The following is a 20,354-nucleotide window of genomic DNA, read 5'->3' as shown; positions in this document are numbered from 1 at the left end:
TTTAATTGTTGGATCACGGTAAATACCGCATACCCGCAATCTATTTTCGATAAGGACCAAGAACCAATTAGAAGGGCAAATGTTGCGATAAGGCTGGGAAAAGCCTGCGATGTGACTGTACTCAGCCATCAATGAACGGCCACGCCCGCAGTCAATGCTGCGGGCGTGAGAGTCTACTTGCAAAGGGTCAACGTCGAACAAACTGATGATGAGAGTGCTTGCTGCGCGTCATCACCGACACCCCCACATAGCAGACCGATGACACCAGACACCCGGTCAGCGGACCGATCAGCCAGCCCACATCAGCGAACAGCATCATGTAACCGCTGGTGAAGAAGCCGACCAGCATGGCCGTGAGAGCCCCCCAGGCACTGCCTTGCCAGAAGGTGGAGATGAATACCGGGCCAATCATGCTGGCCAGCAGCGTGCCGGAGCCGAGAATCCCAAGCCAAGAGAGCATGAAGGGCGGTGCATAGAGCATCATCATCAGTGCGACTACACCCAGCACCACCACCGCCGCACGGTTGATCGTCAGTGCCAGGCGCTCGCTGGAGACCGAACCGAACAGCGACAGCCGCAGGTCATGGGACGTCGCAGAGGCTACGGTATGCAGCAGCGAGTTAGCGGTAGACTTCATGGCGAAGATGATGAACAGCGTGATCACCCCCTGGATCGCCGGGTGCATGAACTGCTCCAGGTAGACCGGCATCGCCATGTCGGGGTCGGCCAGGTCGGGCACATGCATGCGCACATAGAGCCCCACGATGGGAATCAGGCTCAGCAGGGCCCCCAGGATAGCCACATAGACGCCCACCTTGTGCAGCTTGACGTCCGGCTTCATGGCCAGGAAGCGGATCGCCATATAGGGCAGCACGGCGGCGAACAGGAAGGCATAGGGCAGCACCAGGAAGACAGTGCCGATGGAGTCGCCGTAGTGCGCCCCGGTGGTGGGGTTGAGGAGCTCCGGATCAATCGCATTCAGCGAGGCCTCCCAGGTGCCCAGGTCCACCGAGGTGAGGATCTGCACCAGGATGATGACTGCCGCCAGGGCCATGCCGCAGACCATGACCGTGTCGGTCCAGGCGACGGCGGCAAGGCCCCCTAGCATGGTGTAGACGATGATGACCGAGACCATCAGGAGGGCGCTCTGGTTGAGCTCGATCCCCAGCCAGCTGGCACCCAGCAGGCCCACGGCCTTGATCTGGCTGGTCAGGAAGACCATCAGCAGCAGGATGGTGATGAAGGCTGCCACGCCCTGAAGCACCCGCCCCATGGCACCGCTGCCATGGCTCTGGGCGATATACTCGGGGATGGTGTTGCTGCCCATCTCGATGGCCCGGCGCTGGAGGAAGCGCGCGAAGTAGAGCACTGCAATCATCATGGCGGGAGCGAAGAAGAAATTGCCTAGTACCTCGATGGCACCAAACTGGTAAGTGACGCCGGGAGAGCCCATGAACCCCCAGCCGCTGAAGCCGGTGGCCACAATGGTGCCAGCGGCCACGAAGGCACCCAGCGAGCGCCCGGCTACCAGAAACCCGCCCTCGTCGCTCTTGTTCATGTATTTTGACGAGAGAAAGCCCAGATAGATCAGCAGGCCAAAGGTGAGGAGCAGAAGCCCCCAATTGAAAACCTTGTAAGCATCCATGGTCACCTCCTCAATGAGCCGTCACTGGATTTGCGCTTCAGCTCTCTGCGGAGGTAGACCGCACCGGAGTGGATCAGCATATAGAAAGTTAGCACCAGAAAGGTGCTCAACACCCAGGAATTCATTTGCACACCCTCTTGTCATTATTGAAAGGTCTTAGCGTCCTGTTACTGCATTGCCTTACCTGGCCCTATCAAGGTATTTTACAGTCATATTGGCAAGCCAATTTGAAAAACAAATTCTCACATAAGGCACAACAATAGGCTGAACTAGATGAAAAACATACCCACAGACTTGCTGAGAACCTTTGTGACCATCAAGGACCTCGGTGGCTTCACCAGTGCGGGCGAGCTGTTAGGACGCTCACAACCCGCGATCAGCCTACAGATAAAGAAGCTCGAAACGCTGCTGAATACTCAGATATTTCTCCGAGGCTCCAGCCTGGAGCTCACAGAAGATGGAGAATATCTTTATGGTGCAGCCAAACAGCTTCTCGAAATCAATGATCGCGTGATATCACGCATGGGAGGGGATAGTGTTTCTGGGAAGGTAAGGCTCGGGATTCCCAATGATTTTGAACTTGCATTTCTTCCCAAGGCACTTAGAAACCTGACACGAACCTATCCGAACATCATGGTCGAAGTAGACTGTGATATCAGCAAGTCAATCTACCAAAGATTCCAAAAAAACCTCTACGACATCTGCCTTGTCATGGAGCCAGAAAAGGAAAATGAAAGCAGGGATGGAAGAGACTACAGACTGGATCAGCTCGTCTGGGTCATGAACCACGAAGGGCTTGTTGAGGAGAGCACTCTGCCACTGGTGACCTACCCACAGGGCTGCATCTATCGAGCAATGCTGGAGTCCAGGCTAGAGCAGATAGCAAGGCCTTACCGTGTTGCCTACACGAGCCCAAGCCTACTCGGAATACTCTCGGCCGTCGAAGAAGGCCTTGGCCTCACGGCCATGGCCTCTTCGGTGGTGCCGTCGCATTTCACTGCAGCAAAGGAGACAGCACAACTGCCTGCTCTCGGCGCTGTGAGTATCGGCCTCTACTATCGTGAGCATGAGCTCAGCGTAGCTACCCGGCACGTTCTTGACTTTCTCCGTGCCGGGCTGGCTAATCTGGCGCCCCCCTCCATGCTGGGAGGGCGCTAGCTCACTGCAGCCATCAGCGGATGATGTTGTGCTCCGGCCCATACGGGAAGCCAGTGATATTCTCGGCCCCGTGTTCATTGACCACCAGGATGTCGTGCTCCCGATAGCCGCCGGCACCCGGCAGGCCTTCCGGCACCATGATCATCGGCTCCATGGAGACCACCATGTTGGGCTCGAGCACGGTCTCTATGTCCTCGCGCAGCTCGAGGCCCGCCTCTCGACCGTAGTAGTGGCTCAAGGTGCCAAAGGAGTGGCCATAGCCAAAGGTGCGATACTTGAGCAGGTCATGCTTGGCGAAGATCTCGTTGAGCTCGTGGGCGATATCGCAGCAGCGCACACCGGGTTTGATCAGCTCCTGGCCGCGGCGATGAACCTCGCAGTTCACCTCCCACAGCCGCAGGTGCTCGTCGGAGGCGTGGCCCAGGAAGAGGGTGCGCTCCAGGGCGGTGTAGTAGCCCGAGATCATCGGGAAGGTATTCAGGCTGAGGATGTCACCGGGCTGCACGCGACGGCTGGTCACCGGGTTGTGGGCGCCGTCGGTATTGATACCGGACTGGAACCAGACCCAGGTATCCATCAGCTCGCTGTTGGGATAGGTCTTGGCGATCTCGCGCACCATGGCGGCCTGACCGGCCAGCGACACCTCATACTCCGGCACCCCGGCATGGATGGCATCTCGCACGGCCACGCCGCCTACATCAGCGATACGGGCACCTTGACGGATCAGCGCGATCTCCTCAGCAGACTTGATCATGCGCATCTGCATAGTGGGCACCCCGGCGTCTACCAGCTCCACATCGCCCAGCGCATCCACCAGCTTCTGCTGATTCTGCAGGGACATGTGGTCGAACTCGACCCCGACGCGTCGCTTTCCTTCACATAACTGCTTGACCGCCCTGTAAAAATTGTCCTTCTGCCAGTCAGTGTAGACAATGTTCTCACCCAGCCTGTTGCGGCGATAGGGCTGCCCACCATCGATATTGGCGGTTACCGTGGTAAAACTATCTTGTGTCACCACTAGGCCATAGTCTCGTCCGAATTTACAATAGACGAAGTCACTGAAATAGTTGATGTTGTGGTAGGAGGTAAACACTACCGCATCGACGTCATTCTTCGCCATATAGTCACGCAGGCGCGCCAAGCGACCCTGCATTTCACTATCGGAGAAAGTAGGAACCACCTTGTTTCCGTTCGGAATTTCAATCAGTGATGGAAGCTTCATCTTGTTATCTCCTCTTTATCAACCAACCTTAGCCATGGATGTTCGACCCAAATTTATCGCCACCCCTTCCCCTCCACCATCACAAAGTTCTTCGAACTTCATGATGAAGAACTTGTACTTACCCTCAAGAATCTTAATAAGCCTCATGATATGGTTGAACTCGCAGTCTTTCGCCTTAAAATCCACACCTAAAACATTAATCCCAAGAAAACTCAACTCATGAGTCTCCTCCACCCTCATGAAACTTATCAAATCTTTCTTAAGCGCTTTGAGGTCGTAACTCTCTTCTTCGCCATAGGAAACTCGCAAGACCATTCTCCAACACTTCATGGCGCCACCTCCTTCTGCTACGAAGAATATGGCCATCCCGATCCAACAAAACCAATGACTAGTACAAATCACCTCATTGATTACAGAAATACCTGCCATTGCTGAAACATTCATGTTTTTCCACCTCCACCAGCAAAGCATTTGGAGGCAAGGCTTTTCCATAAGATGCGGAAACCCCATAATAGGTCTTCACTCGTAACCCCAAGATACGATGCGACTCCACTATGCCGGCCCCGAGCCGGAACCCATCGGCATCCTGCTGCTGCCACGCTTCGCCATGGTGGCGCTCTTCTCCGCCATCGAACCGCTGCGGATTGCCAACCGCATGGCGGGCCGCGAGCTGTTCCGCTGGCAGCTGATCGGCCTGGACGGTGCCGCGGTGACGGCCAGCAACGGCATGTCCCTGGGGGTCGAGCTGGCCCTGGCCCAGGCCCCGGACTTCCCCAGCCTGGCGGTCTGCGCCAGCTTCGCCCCCGAGGCGGCCCTGACTCCGGCCCTGCTGGGCTGGCTGCGCGAGCGGGCGGCCCGGGGCTGCGTGCTGGGCGGCATGGACACCGGCTGCGTGGCGCTGGCCGCGGCGGGGCTGCTCGACGACCAGACCGTGACCCTGCACTGGGAGAGCCTGCCCGACTTCCGCCGCCGCTTCCCGCGGGTCGATGCCGTGGAGTCCCTCTATGAGGTGGACGCCCGGGGCTTCTCCTGTGCCGGCGGCAGCGCCGCCATCGACATGGCCCTGGACCTGGTACGACGCCGCCACGGCGAGGCCCTGGCGGCCCGGGTCAACGCCCAGCTGGTGCATGACCGGGGGCGCCTGGCCGCCAGCCGCCAGCGCCCCGCGGCGCCGCCCCACCTGCCCCTGGAACTGCGCCGCGCCATCGGCCTGATGGAGGCCAACCTGGAGTCGCCCCTGGCCATCGCCGAGCTGGCCCGGCGCCTGGCGCTCTCCTGGCGCGGCCTGGAGCGGCTCTTCCTGCGCTACCTGGAGCGCTCCCCCCGGGATCACTACCTGGGGCTGCGCCTGGATCACGCCCATGGCCTGCTGCTGGAGACCCCTCACCGGGTGCTGGAGATCGCCCAGGCCAGCGGCTTCGCCTCCGCCTCCAGCTTTACCCGCGCCTTTCGCCAGCGCCACGGCCTCACCCCCAGTCAGCTGCGACGTCAGCAGGATCGGGCCTGGCTATCGAATGGGGCTTGAATCGGGTTCTTCGCAGATCAGCGTGAAGCCACGATATAGCAGATCTCAGACTTGCTACTGTGGGAGTCCGGATTCCGGCGGTCCGACGCATCGGCGATTGGCGCCGTCAGGCGCCCTGATGCTTGCCAGGATCGCCCTTCGGGCGATATCGCGCAGAATCTGCGCTCCCACCGTGATGTTCACGCCAGAGTGCGATGATCCTTAAATCGGGGCGTCGAATGGGGCGTAAGCCGGGCTGCCGAATGGTGCCTGCGTTAGCCGGGCTGTCGAATGGTGCATAGTCGGCGTCGAATGGCGCCGCTTTTCCTCCACCGGTCAGCGGCAAGCTAGGACCTTCCATTCCCCCCGGAGAGGTCCTTATGAACTCGCTCTCGTCCCCGACGCTGCCGCTGACCCCGGACTACGACGCCTGGCCCATCGAGGCCGAGATCCGCGCCGTCACCCACGACGCCCGGGTGGTCACCCTGGACTGGAGCGATGGCCGCGTGAGCCGCTATCACGGCATCTGGTTGCGCGAGAACGCCGCCGACGAGAGCACCGTCAATCCCGCCACCCGGGAGCGCATCCTCGACCTCTCCACCCTGCCCGCCTGGCCGGAGATCGCCGCCGCCGAGGTGGACGCCGCCGGCGCCCTCTGCGTCCGCTTCGCCCCCGAGGCCCGCGTGCTGCGCTTCCATCCCGGCTGGCTGCGCGCCCACGACTACGACAACGGCGCCACCCAGGAGGGCCCCCTGGTGCCGGTCACGACCTGGCTGGGCGGCCCCGACGCCAGCCCCGACAGCCTCGACGCCAGCGGCCTGCTCGACGCCGAACCGGCCGGCGAGGCCGAGGAGGCGATCCTCGCTCCGGCCCTGGAGCGGGTGCTCGGCAAGGGGCTGGTGCGCCTGCGCGGCCTGCCCACCGCGCCGGGCTCCCTGGCCGAGATCGCCGCGCGCATCGGCCCGCTGCGGGCCACCAACTTCGGCACCCTCTTCGACGTGCGCGCCAAGCCCGATCCGGACTCCAACGCCTATACCTCCATCGCCCTGCCGCCCCATGTGGACCTGCCCACCCGGGAGTACCAGCCGGGGCTGCAGCTGCTGCACTGCCTGGAGAACGACGTGGCGGGGGGCCAGGCGGTGATGCTCGACGGCTTCGCCGTGGCCGAGGCGCTGCGCGACCGGCACCCCGAGGCCTTCGCCACCCTGACCCGTCAGCGCTGGTGCTTCGCCAATACCGCCCGCACCACCGATCATGTCTGGCATGCCCCCATGATCGGCCTGGACGAGCGTGGCGAACTGCAGGAGGTGCGTATCGCCGACTTCCTGCGCGGCCCGCTGCAGGCGCCCTTCGAGACGGTGGAGCCCGCCTATGCGGCGCTGATGGCGCTGCAGGCCCTGCTCCACGAACCGCAGTTCGCCCTGCGCTTCGACTATGCCCCGGGGGACCTGGTGATCTTCGACAACCGCCGGCTGCTGCATGCCCGTGACGCCTTCGCCGGGGGCGGCGGCCGGCGCTGGTTGCAGGGCTGTTACCTGGAGCGGGACGAGGTGCGCTCCCGCTACCGGATGATCCAGCGCGCCCGGCGCCGGCGGCGGCTCGATACGGGACACAACGGCTAGCGCGGAGGGTCCAGGGTACCCCGCTCGGCGGTGGTGCTGGGGGCCTCATTGAAGCGTTGCCGATAGGCCCGCGAGAAGTGCGCCGGCTGGGTAAAACCGGCGGCCAGGGCCGCCTCGGTGACCCGGCAACGGCTATCGGCGAGGATGCGCCGCGCCTGGTCGAGGCGCAGGCCCAGATAGCACTGCTTGGGGCTCTCGCCGAAATGCGCCATGAACAGCCGCGTCAGCTGGCGCTGGGACTGGCCCACCAGGCGACACACCTCGGGAATCGGCAGCGCCTGGGCCAGGTTGGCCTCCATCACCGCCAGGGCCCGCACCACGCTGCGCGGCAGCTCTTCGTAGAGATGGCGCTGCGCCAGGGAGGCCTCCCCCCGGGCCCGCTGGTGGACCAGCTGGCGCCCCACCGCATTGGCCAGGGCCGGGCCATAGGCCCGCTCGATCCAGTCCAGCATCATGTCGATGCTGGCCGAGCCCCCGGAGCCGGTCAGGCGCTCGCTATCGAACTCGTAGCGGGCCTGGCTGATGGCCAGGTGAGGAAACTCCTGGCGAAAGGCCGGCACGCTCTCCCAGTGCAGGGCCACCCGGTGCCCCTCCAGCACCCCCGCCCGGGCGAGGATAAAGGGCGCCGTGTCCAGTCCCCCCAGCCAGCCACCATGGGCGGCGATGCGCCGCAACACGGCGCGCTCCGCCGCCCCCACCGTCAGTTCCGCCTCATAGGAGGAGACCACGATCAGGCCGGCATCATCGGCCAGGGTCTCGAGGGAGTCGTCCACGTCGATACGCACCCCGTTGCTGGCCACCACCGCCTGGCCGGTGGCGGAGCGCAGCCGCCAGGCGAAGAGGTCGCGCCCGAAGCGATTGGCCACCCGCAGCGGCTCCAGCAGGCAGAACAGGGTCAGCATCGAGAACTTGGGCACCAGCCACACATCCAGGGTGTGCTCGGCCTCCTCGGGGGTCAGCAGGGGCGGCGAGTCGGGACGCGGATAGGGCCATTCATCGGGATAGGGTTCCATCATGGCCAATAAGTTCAAGTATATGGCCAATTTAATCAAGTCCAGGGGCGAAACCGCGGATAAGGTAATAAGCACTCACGCCAATGCCAGTGACCGAATCTTGTGGAGACGCCGTCATGACCCACGTCAGGCTCCGGGCCCAGGGCCAACGCCTGGTACTCGACCATCGGGACCAATCGCGGGAGTTCACCGCCCTGTGGCTGCGCGAACGCAGTCCCGATCCCCAGACCCGGGACCCACGCACCGGCCAGCGCCTGATCGAGGCCGCCGAGCTGCCCCTGGACCTGCGCCTCGAGGCCGCCGAGGTCAGCGGCGCCGGCCTGGCGCTGCGCTTCGCCGATGGTCACCGCTGCGAGGTGCCGCTGGCGGAGCTGCTCGAGGCACCCATCGATCCACCCCGGCGGCTCTGGGACGCCGCCGACGCCCCTAGCCCCCAGGCCGACTTCACCGCCGCTCTGCACGACGACGGCGCCCTGCTGGCGCTGCTGGAGGCGCTGCACCGGGACGGCTTCGTGCTGGTCTCCGGGGTCCCCGCCGAGGAGGATGGCATGCGCCCGCTGATCGACCGCATCGGTCCGCTGCGGCGCACCAACTGGGGCGGCATCGCCGACGTCAAGTCGGTGGCCGATGCCTACGACCTGACCATGACCCAGCGCGGCCTGGAGCCGCACACCGACAACCCCTACCGGGACCCCATCCCCGGCTATATCTGGCTGCACTGCCTGAGCAATGCCGCCGAGGGTGGCGACAACACCCTGGTGGACGGCTATATGGCGGCGCGCCGGCTCCGCGAGCGCGACCCCGTGGCCTTCGACTGCCTGACCCGGGTGCGCCCGGGCTTCCGCTACCGGGACGACACCACCCACCTGGAGAGCGAGGGGCCGCTGATCGAACTGGATCGCCAGGGCGAGCCGGTCCGCGTGCGCTACTCCAACCGCACCGAACGGGTGCCGGCCCTGGCCCCCGAGACGCTGGACACCTACTACGCCGCCCGCCGCGCCTTCTATGAGCTGATCACCGGCGACGAGCTGACCCTGCACCTCAAGCTGGCGCCGGGGCAGATGCTGATCATGGACAACTACCGGCTGTTCCACGGCCGGCGCGCCTATCAGCTGGCCGGCGGCGTGCGCCACCTGCGCCAGGGCTATGTGGACCGTGACAGCACCGCCAGCCGCCGCCGGGTATTGCGCCGCCAGGCCGAGCCCCATGCCCAAGGAGAACCCGCATGACCCAGGCCCGCTTTCGCCACTTCGGCGAGGCCCAGCGCGACGACTGGGCGCTGATCGATGCCCGCTTCCGCGACTATGTGGCCGATGCGCCGCGCCGGGTGCTGGCCCACCTGAACAACCTGGCCGGGGACACCCACGGCTACCCGGTGGACCGCTACGAGCACTCCCTGCAGACCGCCACCCGGGCGCTGCGCGACGGCGCCGACGAGGAGATGGTGGTCTGCGCCCTGCTCCACGATATCGGCGATGACCTGGCCCCGGCCAACCACGCCGAGATCGCCGCGGCCATCCTCGAGCCCTTTATCGATCCCCTCAATGCCTGGATGATTCGTCACCACGAGCTCTTCCAGGGCTACCATTATCGCCACTACTTCGGCCTCGATCGCCACGCCCGGGAGGCGTACCGGGATCACCCCGCCTATGCGCGCACCGTGCGTTTCTGCGACGACTGGGACCAGACCAGCTTCGATCCCGACTACGACACCCTGCCGCTGAGCCACTTCCTGCCCCTGGTGGAGCGGGTCCTGGGGCGTCCGCCCTTCGGTGGCCTGCCCGACCCGATTTCCCCGGCCGACGAGGAGACCCCGCGATGAGCCAGACCCGTGCCAACTATTTATTGCGGCTGCTGGAAGTCCTGAGTAAGGGCATCGATACCGCAGGCGGTATCTCGATCAAGGAGTTCTCGCGATGAACCAGACCTGTGCCAGCTATCTATTGCGGCTATTGGAGGCCTACGGGATCGATACCGCCTTCGGGATTCCCGGGGTGCATACCATCGAGCTCTACCGTAGCCTGGGCGACAGCGCCATCCGCCACGTCACCCCACGCCACGAGCAAGGCGCCGGCTTCATGGCCGACGGCTATGCCCGGGCCAGCGGCAAACCCGCCGCCTGCTTTATCATTACCGGCCCCGGCATGACCAATATCGCCACCGCCATGGGGCAGGCCCTGGCCGACTCCATCCCCATGCTGGTGATCTCCAGCGTCAACCGGCGCGATACCCTGGGCCGCGGCCAGGGCCGGCTCCACGAGCTGCCCGGCCAGCGCGAGACCCTGGCCGGGGTCAGCGTCTTCAGCCATACCCTGCTCGACCCGGCGGCGCTGCCGGAGGTGCTGGGGCGGGCCTTCGCGATCTTCCAGGGCGCCCGCCCGGGGCCGGTGCATATCGAGATCCCCCTGGACCTGCTGGCCGCGCCCCTGGAGGCCCCGGCGCCGCGCCCGCTGCGGGTCTATCCGCCGGCGGCCCCGGCGGCGGCCATCGCCCAGGCCGCCGACTGGCTGGCCGGCGCCGAGCGTCCCCTGCTGCTGCTGGGCGGCGGCTGTGCCGATGCTCCCCAGGCGGCCCGTACCCTGGTGGAGCGCCTGCAGGCGCCGGTGCTGACCACCATCAACGCCAAGGGGGTGCTGGGCCAGGATCACCCCCTGGACCTGGGTGCCACCGCCAGCCTGCCCGCCGCGCGCCGCCTGGCCGCCGAGGCGGATGTGGTGCTGGCGCTGGGTACCGAGCTGGGCGAGACCGACTATGACCTGGTGTTCGATGACGGCTTCCGCCTCGACGGGCGGCTGATCCGGGTGGATATCGACCCCCAGCAGCTGGCCCGCAACCAGGCCGCCGACCTGGCCCTGTTGGCCGACGTGGGCCAGGTGATGCAGGACCTGGCCGAGGCCCTGCCGGCACGCGCCGGGGATGGCCGCGCCGCGGCGGTGCGCGACGCCCTGGCCCTCGAGGTGGACCCGGAGCTGGCCCCCTATGCGCCCCTCTACGCCACCCTGCGGGCGGCAGTGCCCGAGGCGATCCTGGTGGGCGACTCCACCGGGCCGGTCTATGCCGGCAACTTCCTCGCCTCGCTGCCGGCACCGCGGCGCTGGTTCAATGCCGCCACCGGCTACGGCACCCTGGGCTATGGCCTGCCGGCGGCCCTGGGCGCCGCCCTGGCCTGCCCGGAGCGGCCGGTGGTCGCCCTGGTCGGCGACGGCGGCCTGCAGTTCGTGCTCGGCGAGCTGGCCACCGCCCGCGACCTGGGTCAGCCGGTGGCGGTGGTGATCTGGAACAACCAGGGCTACGACGAGATCCGCCGCTACATGGCCATGCACGAGGTGCCCCGGCTCGGCGTCGACCTGGCGCCGCCGGACTTCGCCGGCCTGGCCGCGGCCTACGCCTGCCGCTACCGGGCGGTGGGCGACCCGGCCGCCCTCGGCGAGGCCCTGGGCCGACTCGACGAGGCGACCTCGCCGCTGCTGATCGAGGTCGATGCCGCCGCCTGGGCCCAGGCGCTGTGAGCACCACGCCAACACCACCAAGGAACCCCGATATGCGCTATTCCCGACTGACCGACCGCATCGCCGGCGAAGGGGCCGCGGCCTGGGATATCCACTACCGCGCCCTGGCCCGCCAGGCCGCCGGCGAGGAGATCACCGTGCTCTCGGTGGGCGATCCCGACTTCGCCACCCCGGCGCCCATCGTCGAGAGCGCCGTGGCCAGCCTGCGCGGCGGCGCCACCCACTACTCGGACGTGCAGGGCAAGCTGGCGCTGCGCCAGGCCATCGCCGACGGCTACCGGCGCCGGGGCATCGCCGCGGGCCCGGACAACGTCATCGTCATGGCCGGCGCCCAGTGCGGCCTCTATGCCGCCGCCCAGTGCCTGCTCGATCCCGGCGACGAGGTGCTGGTCCCCGAGCCCAGCTATGTCACCTACGAGGCGGTGCTGCGCGCCACCGGCGCCGACCTGGTACAGGTGCCGCTGGACGGCGAGGCGGACTTCCGCCTCGACCCGGCGGCCCTGGAGGCGGCCATCACCCCGCGCACCCGGGCCATCCTGCTCAACAGCCCCCATAACCCCACCGGCCAGTTGATCGACGCCGAGACCTGGGCGGCGATCGCCACCCTGTGCCGGCGTTATGACCTCTGGCTGATCTCCGACGAGGTCTATGCCGAGCTGATCTTCGAGGGCGAGCACCTCTGCCCCGCCGGCCTGCCGGAGATGGCCGAGCGCTGCGTGGTGATCAGCAGCCTCTCCAAGTCCCACGCCATGACCGGCTGGCGCCTGGGCTGGGTGCTGGGCCCCGAGGCGCTGATCCAGCACCTGACCCACCTGGCGCTGTGCATGCTCTACGGCTGCCCCGACTTTATCCAGGACGCCGCCTGCGACGCCCTGACCGCGCCGCCCGCCGAGCTGCAGGCGATGCGCGAGACCTATCGGGGGCGCCGCTACGCCGCCTGTGCGGCCCTGGCCGAGAGCCCGGCGGTCACGGCGATCCGCCCGCCGGCGGGGATGTTCCTGATGGTGGATATCCGCGCCACCGGCCTCTCCTCCCAGGCCTTCGCCGACCGCCTGCTCGACGAGGAGGGCATCTCGGTGCTCTCCGGCGAGGCCTTCGGCCCCTCGGCGGCGGGCTTCGTGCGCCTCAGCCTGACCGTAGAGGCCGAGCGCCTCGCCGCCGCCTGCCGCCGCCTGGCGGCCTGCGCGGAGCGCGCCCGCGATGCCGGCGCCCCGCCTGCCCTGTCACCCACCGCGGCCCCGGAGGCCGATTGCCTATGACATCATCACTCGAACTCCCCCTCCGTCCCCGGGCCGCCACCGCCGATGCGGTGGTGGCCGACCACCTGATCAAGCGCTATGGCGACCTGGAGGTGCTCAAGGGCGTCTCCCTGAGCGTCCCCGAAGGCACCGTCACCTCGATCATCGGCGCCAGCGGTTCCGGCAAGAGCACCCTGCTGCGCTGCATGAACCTGCTGGAACGCCCCGACCGCGGCGAACTGGCGATTGCGGACGAGGCGATTCGCTTCGCCCGCAATCCCCAGGGCGACATCACCGGCCTGGATCGGCGCCAGTTGCAGCGGCTGCGCGCCAAGGTGACCATGGTCTTCCAGCAGTTCAACCTCTGGCCCCACCTCAGCGTGCTGGGCAACGTCATCGAGGCCCCCATGCGGGTCAAGGGGCTCTCCCGCCGGCGCGCCACCGTCCTCGGCGAGCACTACCTGGAGCGGGTCGGCATGGCCGACAAGCGCGACGCCTACCCCGCCTTCCTCTCCGGCGGCCAGCAGCAGCGGGTGGCCATCGCCCGCGCCCTGGCCATGGAGCCGCGCCTGCTGCTCTTCGACGAGCCCACCTCGGCCCTCGACCCGGAGCGGGTCAACGAGGTGCTGGGGGTGATCCGCGGCCTGGCCGACGAGGGCCGCACCATGCTGCTGGTCACCCACGAGATGCACTTCGCCCGCGAGGTCTCCGACCAGCTGGTCTACCTCGACCAGGGCCGCATCGCCGTCTCCGGGTGCCCGCAAGACGTCTTCGAGGATCCCCGCTGCCGCCACTTCGTGGCGCCCGCGGCCTGAACACTCCGCTAACCATAACGACAGGAGAAGACCATGAAATTCCCCCTGATGATCGCCACCGCCGCCGCCACCCTGAGCCTGGGCCTCACCGCCCAGGCCGACGCTCCCCTCAAGGTGGGCATCTCCGGCGAACCCTACCCGCCCTTCACCTTCCGGGCCGCCAGCGGTGACTGGACCGGCTTCGAGGTGGAGCTGGCCCAGCGCCTGTGTGACGCCATGGGTCGCGACTGCGAGATCACCCCCACCGGCTGGAGCGGCATCATTCCCTCCCTCAATGCCGGGCGCATCGACATGATCATGAACTCCATGTCGATCACCGAGCAGCGCCAGCGGGTCATCGACTTCACCCGCCCCTACTACTTCACCCCCGGCGCCTATGTGGCCGCCGAGGCGCGCGAGATCGCCATCCCCGACGGCCTGGACGGCCTGATCATGGGGGTGCAGAGCGCCACCACCAACGCCACCTACGCGCGTCGCGAGCTGCGCGACAGCGGCGTGGACATCCGCCTCTATGACCAGGCGGAGCAGGTCAACAACGACCTGCTGGCCGGGCGCCTGGACCTGGTCCTTGCCGACGAGATCGCCATGCGGCAGTTCCTCGAGCGGGACGAGGCGGCCGACTTCGAGGTCAAGGCCACCGCGCCTCATCACGAGGCCTATGGCGAGGGCGTCGGCATCGGCCTGCGCCAGGAGGACGACGCGCTGCGCGAGGCCCTGAACACGGCCATCGCCGCGGTCATCGAGGACGGCACCTGCGGCGAGCTCTCCGAGCAGTTCCTGGGCACCGACGTCTGCGTCTACGACTGAGCCATCGACGGCTGCCATGCCCCCGGCGCCGACGGCGCCGGGGGATTTCGTCGCGTGACCGAGGAAAGACTCAACCATGACTTCGATGACACCGGAGGGACTCGGCGACTGGGCCGGCCCCATCCTGGCCGGGGCCCTGACCACGATGGAGATCGCCGTGCTGGCCTACGCCATCGGCCTGCTGCTGGGGTTGCTGGGGGCCAGCGCCCGACTCAGCCCCTGGGCGCCCCTGCGCGGCCTGGCCACCGCCTACTCCACCCTGATCCGCGCGGTGCCCGAGCTGCTGCTGATCATCCTGCTCTACTATGCCGGCGCCCAGGCCCTGGATGCCCTGCTGGCCAGGCTCGGCATGGCCGGCGCCGTGCAGATCACCGGCTTCGCCACCGCCGTGGGCGTGCTGGCCTTCGTCCAGGGCGCCTACATGACCGAGGTGTTCCGCGCCGCCATCCTGGCCATCCCCCACGGCCAGCTGGAAGCCGCCGATGCCTACGGCTTCTCGCGCTGGACCCGCTTCCACCGCATCGTGCTGCCGGGAATGCTGCCCAATGCCCTGCCGGGGATGTCCAACCTGTGGCTGATCCTGATCAAGGACACCGCCCTGATCAGCGTGATCGGCTTCAACGAGCTGTTCTTCACCATCCAGCAGGCCGCCGCCAGCAGTCGCGCCTATTTCCTCTTCTATGCCGCCGCCGGCGTCATCTACCTGCTGATGACCCTGACCTCCACCGCGCTCTTCGCCCGCCTCGAGCGTCATGTGCGCCGCGGCCAACCCACGGAGGCCTGAGATGGACTTTTCCTGGCTGAGCGACCCCTTCTACCAGGCCTACCTGTGGGAGGGCTTCGTCAATACCCTGTGGCTGCTGCTGGTCTCGGCGGTGGGCGGCCTGCTCCTCGCCGTGGCGGTGGCCCTGGCCCGGCTGCGTGGCCCGCGCCCCCTGGCCTGGCTGGTCTGGGCCTTTACCACCGTGATTCGCGGCACCCCGCTGCTGGTGCAGCTGTTCTTCTTCTACTACGGGGTGGGCCGGCTGCTGGAGGGGGTCCCGGGCATCCGCGACAGCCTCTTCTGGCCGCTGCTGCGCGACCCCTTCTTCTTCGGCGCCGTGACCTTCATCCTCAGCGTCGGCGCCTACTCCGGCGAGGTGATCCGCGGCGCCATGCAGAGCGTGCCCCGGGGCGAACTGGAGGCCGGCCGCGCCTTCGGCCTCTCCGGCTTCCAGGTGCTCTATCGGCTGTGGCTGCCCCGGGCCATCCAGCTCTGCCTGCCGACCCTGACCGGCGAGATGATCCTGCTGCTCAAGTCGGTGCCGCTGGTCTCCACCATCGCCCTGATGGACCTGCTGCAGGCGGCCAATATCATTCGCGACGAGACCTTCCTGGTCTACGAGCCGCTGCTGCTGATCGCCGGCATCTACCTGGCCACCACCATCGTGCTGACCCTGGGGCTGCGCCTGGTGGAGCTGAATTTCCCCGGCATGCGCCCGACCCGGCGCCGCTGGCTACCCATTCGCTGAGCGAGGAGCGGCCGATGCACGCCCTGACCGAGCAATTCATCGATAACGCCTGGGTGGCCAGCCGGGCCACGGCCCGCCACCCCCTGATCGATCCCTACCGGGAGGAGCCGATCGGCGAGGTAACCGCCGGCGATCCCGCCGACGTGGAGGCGGCGGTGGCCGCCGCCCGCCGTGCCCTGCCCGGCTGGCGGGCGCCCCCCGAGGCCCGCCGCGGCGACTCTCTGGACGCCATCGCCGCGGGACTCGAGAGGCGCCGCGAGGCGCTGGCCGAACTGTCGAGCCGCAACAACGGCAAGCCGCTGGCCGAGGCGCACCAGGACCTGGAGGACGCCATCGCCTGCTACCGCTACTACGCCACCCGGGCCCGCGCCCTGGGCGAGCGCCAGGGGCAGCGCGACGACGGCGGCATCGACGGCCTGACGGCGCGGCGCTACTGGGAGCCCATCGGCGTGGTGGGGCTGATCACCCCCTGGAACTTCCCCCTGGTCAGCAGCGCCTGGAAGCTGGCCCCGGCGCTGGCCGCCGGCTGCACGGTGGTGTTCAAGCCCTCCGAGGTCACGCCCCTGCCGGAGCGCGTCCTGGCGGAGATCGTCCGGGAGGCGGGCCTGCCCCCGGGGGTGGTCAACCTGCTGCATGGGGACGGCCCGGGCATCGGCGCGCCCCTGAGCCGCCACCCGGGCATCGACAAACTCTCCTTCACCGGCAGCAACCCGGTGGGCGAGACGGTGATGCGGGCCGCCGCCCAGGGCGTGCGGCCGGTCTCCCTGGAGCTGGGCGGCAAGTCGCCGATCCTGGTCACCGAGGACGCCGACCTGGCCCGGGCCCGGGACCTGGTGATGGCCGGCATCTGCTACAACGCCGGCCAGATGTGCTCGGCCACCAGCCGGCTGCTGGTCCACGAGCGCCTGGCGGATGCCCTCTATGCGGCCATCGACGCGGCCATGGGCACCCTGCGCCTGGGCGATCCCCTGGCCGCGGAGACCGCGATGGGCCCCCTGGTCAACGCCGCCCAGCGCGACCGGGTGCGGGGCTATGTGGCCCTGGCCGAGGCCGAGGGGCTGACCAGCGAGACCCCGGCGCTCGCCCTGCCCGAGCGGGGCTGCTTCGTGGCCCCGCGCCTCTATCGCGAGGTGCCGACCACCAGCCGGCTGTGGCGGGAGGAGATCTTCGGGCCACTGCTCTGTGCGCGGCGCTTCGCCAGCGACGAGGAAGCCATCGCCCTGGCCAACGACAGCGACTACGGCCTGGCCGCCAGCGTGGTCAGCGGCGACCCGAACCGGGCCGAGGCCCTCGCCCGGCGCCTGGAGGCGGGCAACGTCTGGATCAACTGCGACCAGGTGGCGCCGCCCCACGCCAGTTGGGGCGGCATGAAGGGCAGCGGCATCGGCCGCGAGCTCGGCGAGGCGGGACTCGCGGCCTATCTGGAACCCAAGCGGGTGACCCTGCCGGGCTAGCCGCCCCGCCGCGCCTGGCGCGGCGAGTGGCCGTGGAAGCCCCGGAAGGCCCGGGAGAAGCTGGAGCTGGAGGTGAAGCCGCAGGCCAGGCCCACCGAGAGGATATCCAGCTCGGTCTCGTCGAGCAGGCGGCGGGCCCGCTCCAGGCGCAGCTTGAGGTAGTAGTGGCGGGGCGAGCAGCCCAGCTCCTGGTCGAAGAGGCGCTGCAGCTGGCGCGGCGAGACGCCGCCGCGCCGCGCCACCTCGGCGAGGCTCAGCGGCTCCTCCAGGTGGCGCTCCATCAGCGCCACCGCCTCCACCAGGTGGCGCTTGTGGGTGCCCAGGCGCCGCGCCAATGTCATGCGCTGCTGGTCACTGCGGGTGCGGATGCGCTCGTGGATCAGCTGCTCGGAGACATCGACGGCCAGCCGCGCCCCGTGGCGCCGGCCGATCACCGCCAGGGCCATGTCCATGGCGGCGGCGCCGCCGGCACAGGAGAAGCGCCGCCGACCCAGCTCGAAGAGCTCGTCCGAGGTGGGCACCCCGGGGAAGCGCTCGCGGAAGGCGGGCAGGCTCTCCCAGTGCAGGGTGACCCGCTCCTCCTCCAGCAGGCCGGCCGCCGCCAGCAGGAAGCAGCCGGTATCCAGGCCGCCCAGCACGCAGCCGGCCTGATCCAGGCGGTGCAGCCAGGCCATCAAGGGCCGGCTGAGGTGCGCCTCCGGCTCGAAGCCGCTGCATACCGCCAGGGACGGCAGGTGGTGCACCTCGCCGATGGCCTGGTCGCTCATCAGGGTCATGCCATTGGAGGCGGTGACCGGCCCGCCGCTCTCGCTGATCAGGGTCCAGTCGAAGAGCGGCCGGCCGCTGATTCGGTTGGCGATGCGCAGCGGCTCCACCGCCGAGAAGAAGGCCATCATCGAGAAACGCGGCAGCAGCAGGAAGCCGACGGTCTCGGGCAATGGGCCCGCGTACGCCAGGCGCATGGCGTCAGTCCTGCCCCATGGCCGCGCCGGCCCGGGCCGCCCGACGCCGGCGGCGCACCGCGGCGGGGTTCTGGATCAGCGACTTGAGCACCCCCAGGGTCATCAGGATGATCACCACGCTCAGCGGCAGGGCCGCGGCGATGGAGGCGGTCTGCAGGGCGCCGAGGCCACCGGCCAGCAGCAGCACCGCCGCCACGGCGCCGATCACCGCCCCCCAGAAGATGCGCATCGGCCGGGAGGGCTCGTCGTTGCCCAGCGACAGGATGGTGGTGATCACCAGGGTCCCGGAGTCGGAGGAAGTGATAAACCAGCTGGCCAGCAGCAGGGTGGCCAGCGCCGACACCGCCCAGGCCAGCCAGGGCGTGGCCGCCAGGCCGTCGATGGTGCCGTAGAGGGCCGCCGGCAGGTTCCAGTTCTGCACCAGGGTGATCAGCCCGGCCTCGCCGCCGGCGGTCAGCTCCTGATGCAGGGCCACGCCGCCGAAGACGCAGAGCCAGCCGATGATGATGGCGGTGGGGATGATCATCACGCAGGCCATGTACTCGCGCAGGGTACGCCCCTTGGAGATGCGTGCGATAAAGAGGCCGACGAAGGGCGCCCAGGCCAGCCACCAGCCCCAGTAGAAGATGGTCCAGTCGCCCTGCCACTGGGAGGGGCCCGGCTCCTCGGGGAACCACAGCCCCATCTGCACGAAGTTGCCCAGGTAGTGACCCAGGGAGTCGCCGAACATGCCCAGCAACCAGCCGGTGGGGCCGGCGAACAGGAAGAAGCCCAGCAGCAGCACCGAGAGGATGATGTTCCACTGGGAGAGCAGCTTGATGCCGCGTCCCACCCCGGAGACCGCCGAGAGAATCGACAGCGCGCTGATGATGGCGATCAGCGCCAGCTGGGTGGGGTTGCCCGGGTCGATGCCGAACAGTCGCTCCAGGCCGGTGGCGATCTGACTCACCCCCAGCCCCAGGGAGGTGGCCACCCCGAAGACGGCGCCGAACACCGCCAGGATATCCACCAGATGGCCGATGGGGCCGTAGATGCGCTCGCCGATAAACGGATAGAGCGCCGAGCGCAGCGCCAGGGGCAGCTTCTTGCGGTAGGCGAAGTAGGCCAGCGACAGGCCCACCAGCACATAGACCGCCCAGCCATGCAGGCCCCAGTGGAAGTAGGTGACCGCCAGCGCCGAGACCGCCCGCTCATGGCCCAGCGCGGTGGCCCCGGCCAGGTCCGCATAGGGGTTGTTGGGGTAGCCGAAGGCCGCGCTGGTATCCAGGTAGAAGAGCGGCTCGGCGACGCCGAAGAAGAGGATGCCGATGCCGATGCCCGCGGAGAAGAGCATGGCGATCCAGGCGAAGGTGGAGAACTCCGGGCGGCTATCGTCGTCGCCCAGGCGCACCTTGCCGAAGGGGCTCAGCATCAGGCCGAAGCAGACGGCGATCAGGAACACCAGGGTGATGATGTAGTAGGCGCTGAAGGTGCTCTCGATCCAGGCCCGGGCGCTGCCGAAGACGGTACCGGCCAGGGAGGTATCGAAGGCGGTGAACAGCACGAAGGCCAGGATAATGGCGGCGGCGGTCAGGGTCATGCCGCGGTGGGCGCCCTTGAGCAGGCCTCGCTGCTGAATCTGTAGCGCGGCGGGGTTCAGCGGCCCCGTCTGACTGGGGTCGTCGTGATGGTCGGACATCTCGGCTCCTCGAGCCGTTGTCGTGAGCCTCGGACAGTGTCGCAAGCCCCGGCGCGGCGGAGATTGTGAGACTAGCCGTTCACGCAACGGACGGATGATCCGCCGGGGCCAGGGTCAGGCCTGTCAATGGCCCCAGGGCGGAGATAGGCATGGATTCGGCGACAGGCACGCCCCTATGGTGGGCGAAGCCCTCGGGTAAAAATGACGCAATGCGCC

Annotated in this window: 18 protein-coding genes; 12 read left to right on the top strand and 6 right to left on the bottom strand. The window is 67.6% G+C overall.

Annotation, left to right across the window (positions count from 1 at the left end; translation table 11 throughout):
- Positions 1-187: 187 nt before the first annotated feature.
- Complete coding sequence (locus NFU04_RS09300; RefSeq protein WP_251309177.1) at positions 188-1,645, bottom strand: sodium:solute symporter family protein; 1,458 nt, start codon at positions 1,643-1,645, stop codon at positions 188-190.
- A 273-nt stretch (positions 1,646-1,918) separates the two neighbouring features.
- Between NFU04_RS09300 and NFU04_RS09295 the strand changes: the two genes are divergently transcribed.
- The gene (locus NFU04_RS09295; RefSeq protein WP_251309176.1) at positions 1,919-2,803 is read left to right on the top strand and encodes a LysR family transcriptional regulator; all 885 of its coding nucleotides are present in this window, start codon (positions 1,919-1,921) and stop codon (positions 2,801-2,803) included.
- A 13-nt stretch (positions 2,804-2,816) separates the two neighbouring features.
- Here NFU04_RS09295 and NFU04_RS09290 read toward each other — a convergent pair whose 3' ends face one another.
- Positions 2,817-4,025, bottom strand: a complete 1,209-nt coding sequence (locus NFU04_RS09290; RefSeq protein ID WP_251309175.1) for a M24 family metallopeptidase — start codon at positions 4,023-4,025, stop codon at positions 2,817-2,819.
- Between the two features lie 18 nt (positions 4,026-4,043).
- Positions 4,044-4,469 carry a hypothetical protein gene (locus tag NFU04_RS09285; protein WP_251309174.1) on the bottom strand — a complete coding sequence of 142 codons (426 nt, stop codon included), beginning with the start codon at positions 4,467-4,469 and terminating at the stop codon, positions 4,044-4,046.
- A gap of 97 nt (positions 4,470-4,566) precedes the next feature.
- Here NFU04_RS09285 and NFU04_RS09280 point away from each other — a divergent pair, with 97 nt between their 5' ends.
- Together NFU04_RS09280 and NFU04_RS09275 are read left to right on the top strand one after the other, a co-directional pair.
- A complete protein-coding gene (locus NFU04_RS09280; protein ID WP_251309173.1) occupies positions 4,567-5,550 on the top strand; it encodes a GlxA family transcriptional regulator in 984 nt (327 codons plus the stop codon).
- A gap of 359 nt (positions 5,551-5,909) precedes the next feature.
- Entirely contained in the window at positions 5,910-7,151 is a 1,242-nt protein-coding gene (locus NFU04_RS09275) for a TauD/TfdA family dioxygenase (protein ID WP_251309172.1), read from the top strand.
- Here the strand turns inward: NFU04_RS09275 and NFU04_RS09270 are convergent.
- Complete coding sequence (locus NFU04_RS09270; RefSeq protein WP_251309171.1) at positions 7,148-8,167, bottom strand: GlxA family transcriptional regulator; 1,020 nt, start codon at positions 8,165-8,167, stop codon at positions 7,148-7,150. The genes NFU04_RS09275 and NFU04_RS09270 overlap by 4 nt on opposite strands.
- 113 nt (positions 8,168-8,280) lie before the next feature.
- On the opposite strand from NFU04_RS09270, the gene tmpA reads away from it, so the two are divergent.
- The 9 genes from tmpA to NFU04_RS09225 all read left to right on the top strand — a co-directional run bounded on the left by tmpA (position 8,281) and on the right by NFU04_RS09225 (position 17,498).
- Entirely contained in the window at positions 8,281-9,393 is a 1,113-nt protein-coding gene (gene tmpA, locus NFU04_RS09265; RefSeq protein ID WP_251309170.1) for a 2-trimethylaminoethylphosphonate dioxygenase, read from the top strand.
- Entirely contained in the window at positions 9,390-9,986 is a 597-nt protein-coding gene (locus NFU04_RS09260; protein WP_251309169.1) for an HD domain-containing protein, read from the top strand. Before tmpA ends, NFU04_RS09260 begins: the two co-directional genes overlap by 4 nt.
- Before the next feature lie 94 nt (positions 9,987-10,080).
- Entirely contained in the window at positions 10,081-11,673 is a 1,593-nt protein-coding gene (locus tag NFU04_RS09255; RefSeq protein ID WP_251309168.1) for a 5-guanidino-2-oxopentanoate decarboxylase, read from the top strand.
- A gap of 32 nt (positions 11,674-11,705) precedes the next feature.
- The gene (locus NFU04_RS09250; protein ID WP_251309167.1) at positions 11,706-12,932 is read left to right on the top strand and encodes a pyridoxal phosphate-dependent aminotransferase; all 1,227 of its coding nucleotides are present in this window, start codon (positions 11,706-11,708) and stop codon (positions 12,930-12,932) included.
- Positions 12,929-13,726, top strand: coding sequence for an ATP-binding cassette domain-containing protein (locus NFU04_RS09245; protein ID WP_251309166.1), 798 nt, complete (start codon positions 12,929-12,931; stop codon positions 13,724-13,726). The genes NFU04_RS09250 and NFU04_RS09245 overlap by 4 nt, the downstream gene beginning before the upstream one ends.
- A gap of 33 nt (positions 13,727-13,759) precedes the next feature.
- On the top strand, positions 13,760-14,533 hold the full coding sequence (locus NFU04_RS09240) for a transporter substrate-binding domain-containing protein (RefSeq protein WP_251309165.1): 774 nt from the start codon (positions 13,760-13,762) through the stop codon (positions 14,531-14,533).
- A gap of 76 nt (positions 14,534-14,609) precedes the next feature.
- A complete protein-coding gene (locus tag NFU04_RS09235; RefSeq protein WP_251309164.1) occupies positions 14,610-15,317 on the top strand; it encodes an ABC transporter permease in 708 nt (235 codons plus the stop codon).
- A gap of 1 nt (position 15,318) precedes the next feature.
- The gene (locus tag NFU04_RS09230) at positions 15,319-16,044 is read left to right on the top strand and encodes an ABC transporter permease (protein WP_251309163.1); all 726 of its coding nucleotides are present in this window, start codon (positions 15,319-15,321) and stop codon (positions 16,042-16,044) included.
- A 14-nt stretch (positions 16,045-16,058) separates the two neighbouring features.
- Entirely contained in the window at positions 16,059-17,498 is a 1,440-nt protein-coding gene (locus NFU04_RS09225; protein WP_251309162.1) for an aldehyde dehydrogenase family protein, read from the top strand.
- Here the strand turns inward: NFU04_RS09225 and NFU04_RS09220 are convergent.
- Together NFU04_RS09220 and NFU04_RS09215 are read right to left on the bottom strand one after the other, a co-directional pair.
- On the bottom strand, positions 17,495-18,460 hold the full coding sequence (locus NFU04_RS09220; protein ID WP_251309161.1) for a GlxA family transcriptional regulator: 966 nt from the start codon (positions 18,458-18,460) through the stop codon (positions 17,495-17,497). The two genes, NFU04_RS09225 and NFU04_RS09220, sit on opposite strands and share 4 nt — an antisense overlap.
- A 4-nt stretch (positions 18,461-18,464) precedes the next feature.
- A complete protein-coding gene (locus NFU04_RS09215; RefSeq protein ID WP_251309160.1) occupies positions 18,465-20,138 on the bottom strand; it encodes a BCCT family transporter in 1,674 nt (557 codons plus the stop codon).
- Positions 20,139-20,354 lie beyond the last annotated feature (216 nt).

Source organism: Halomonas sp. NCCP-2165 (assembly GCF_023708045.1).
Lineage (GTDB): Bacteria > Pseudomonadota > Gammaproteobacteria > Pseudomonadales > Halomonadaceae > Bisbaumannia > Bisbaumannia pacifica.
This window is presented reverse-complemented; position numbering and strand designations above follow the sequence as displayed.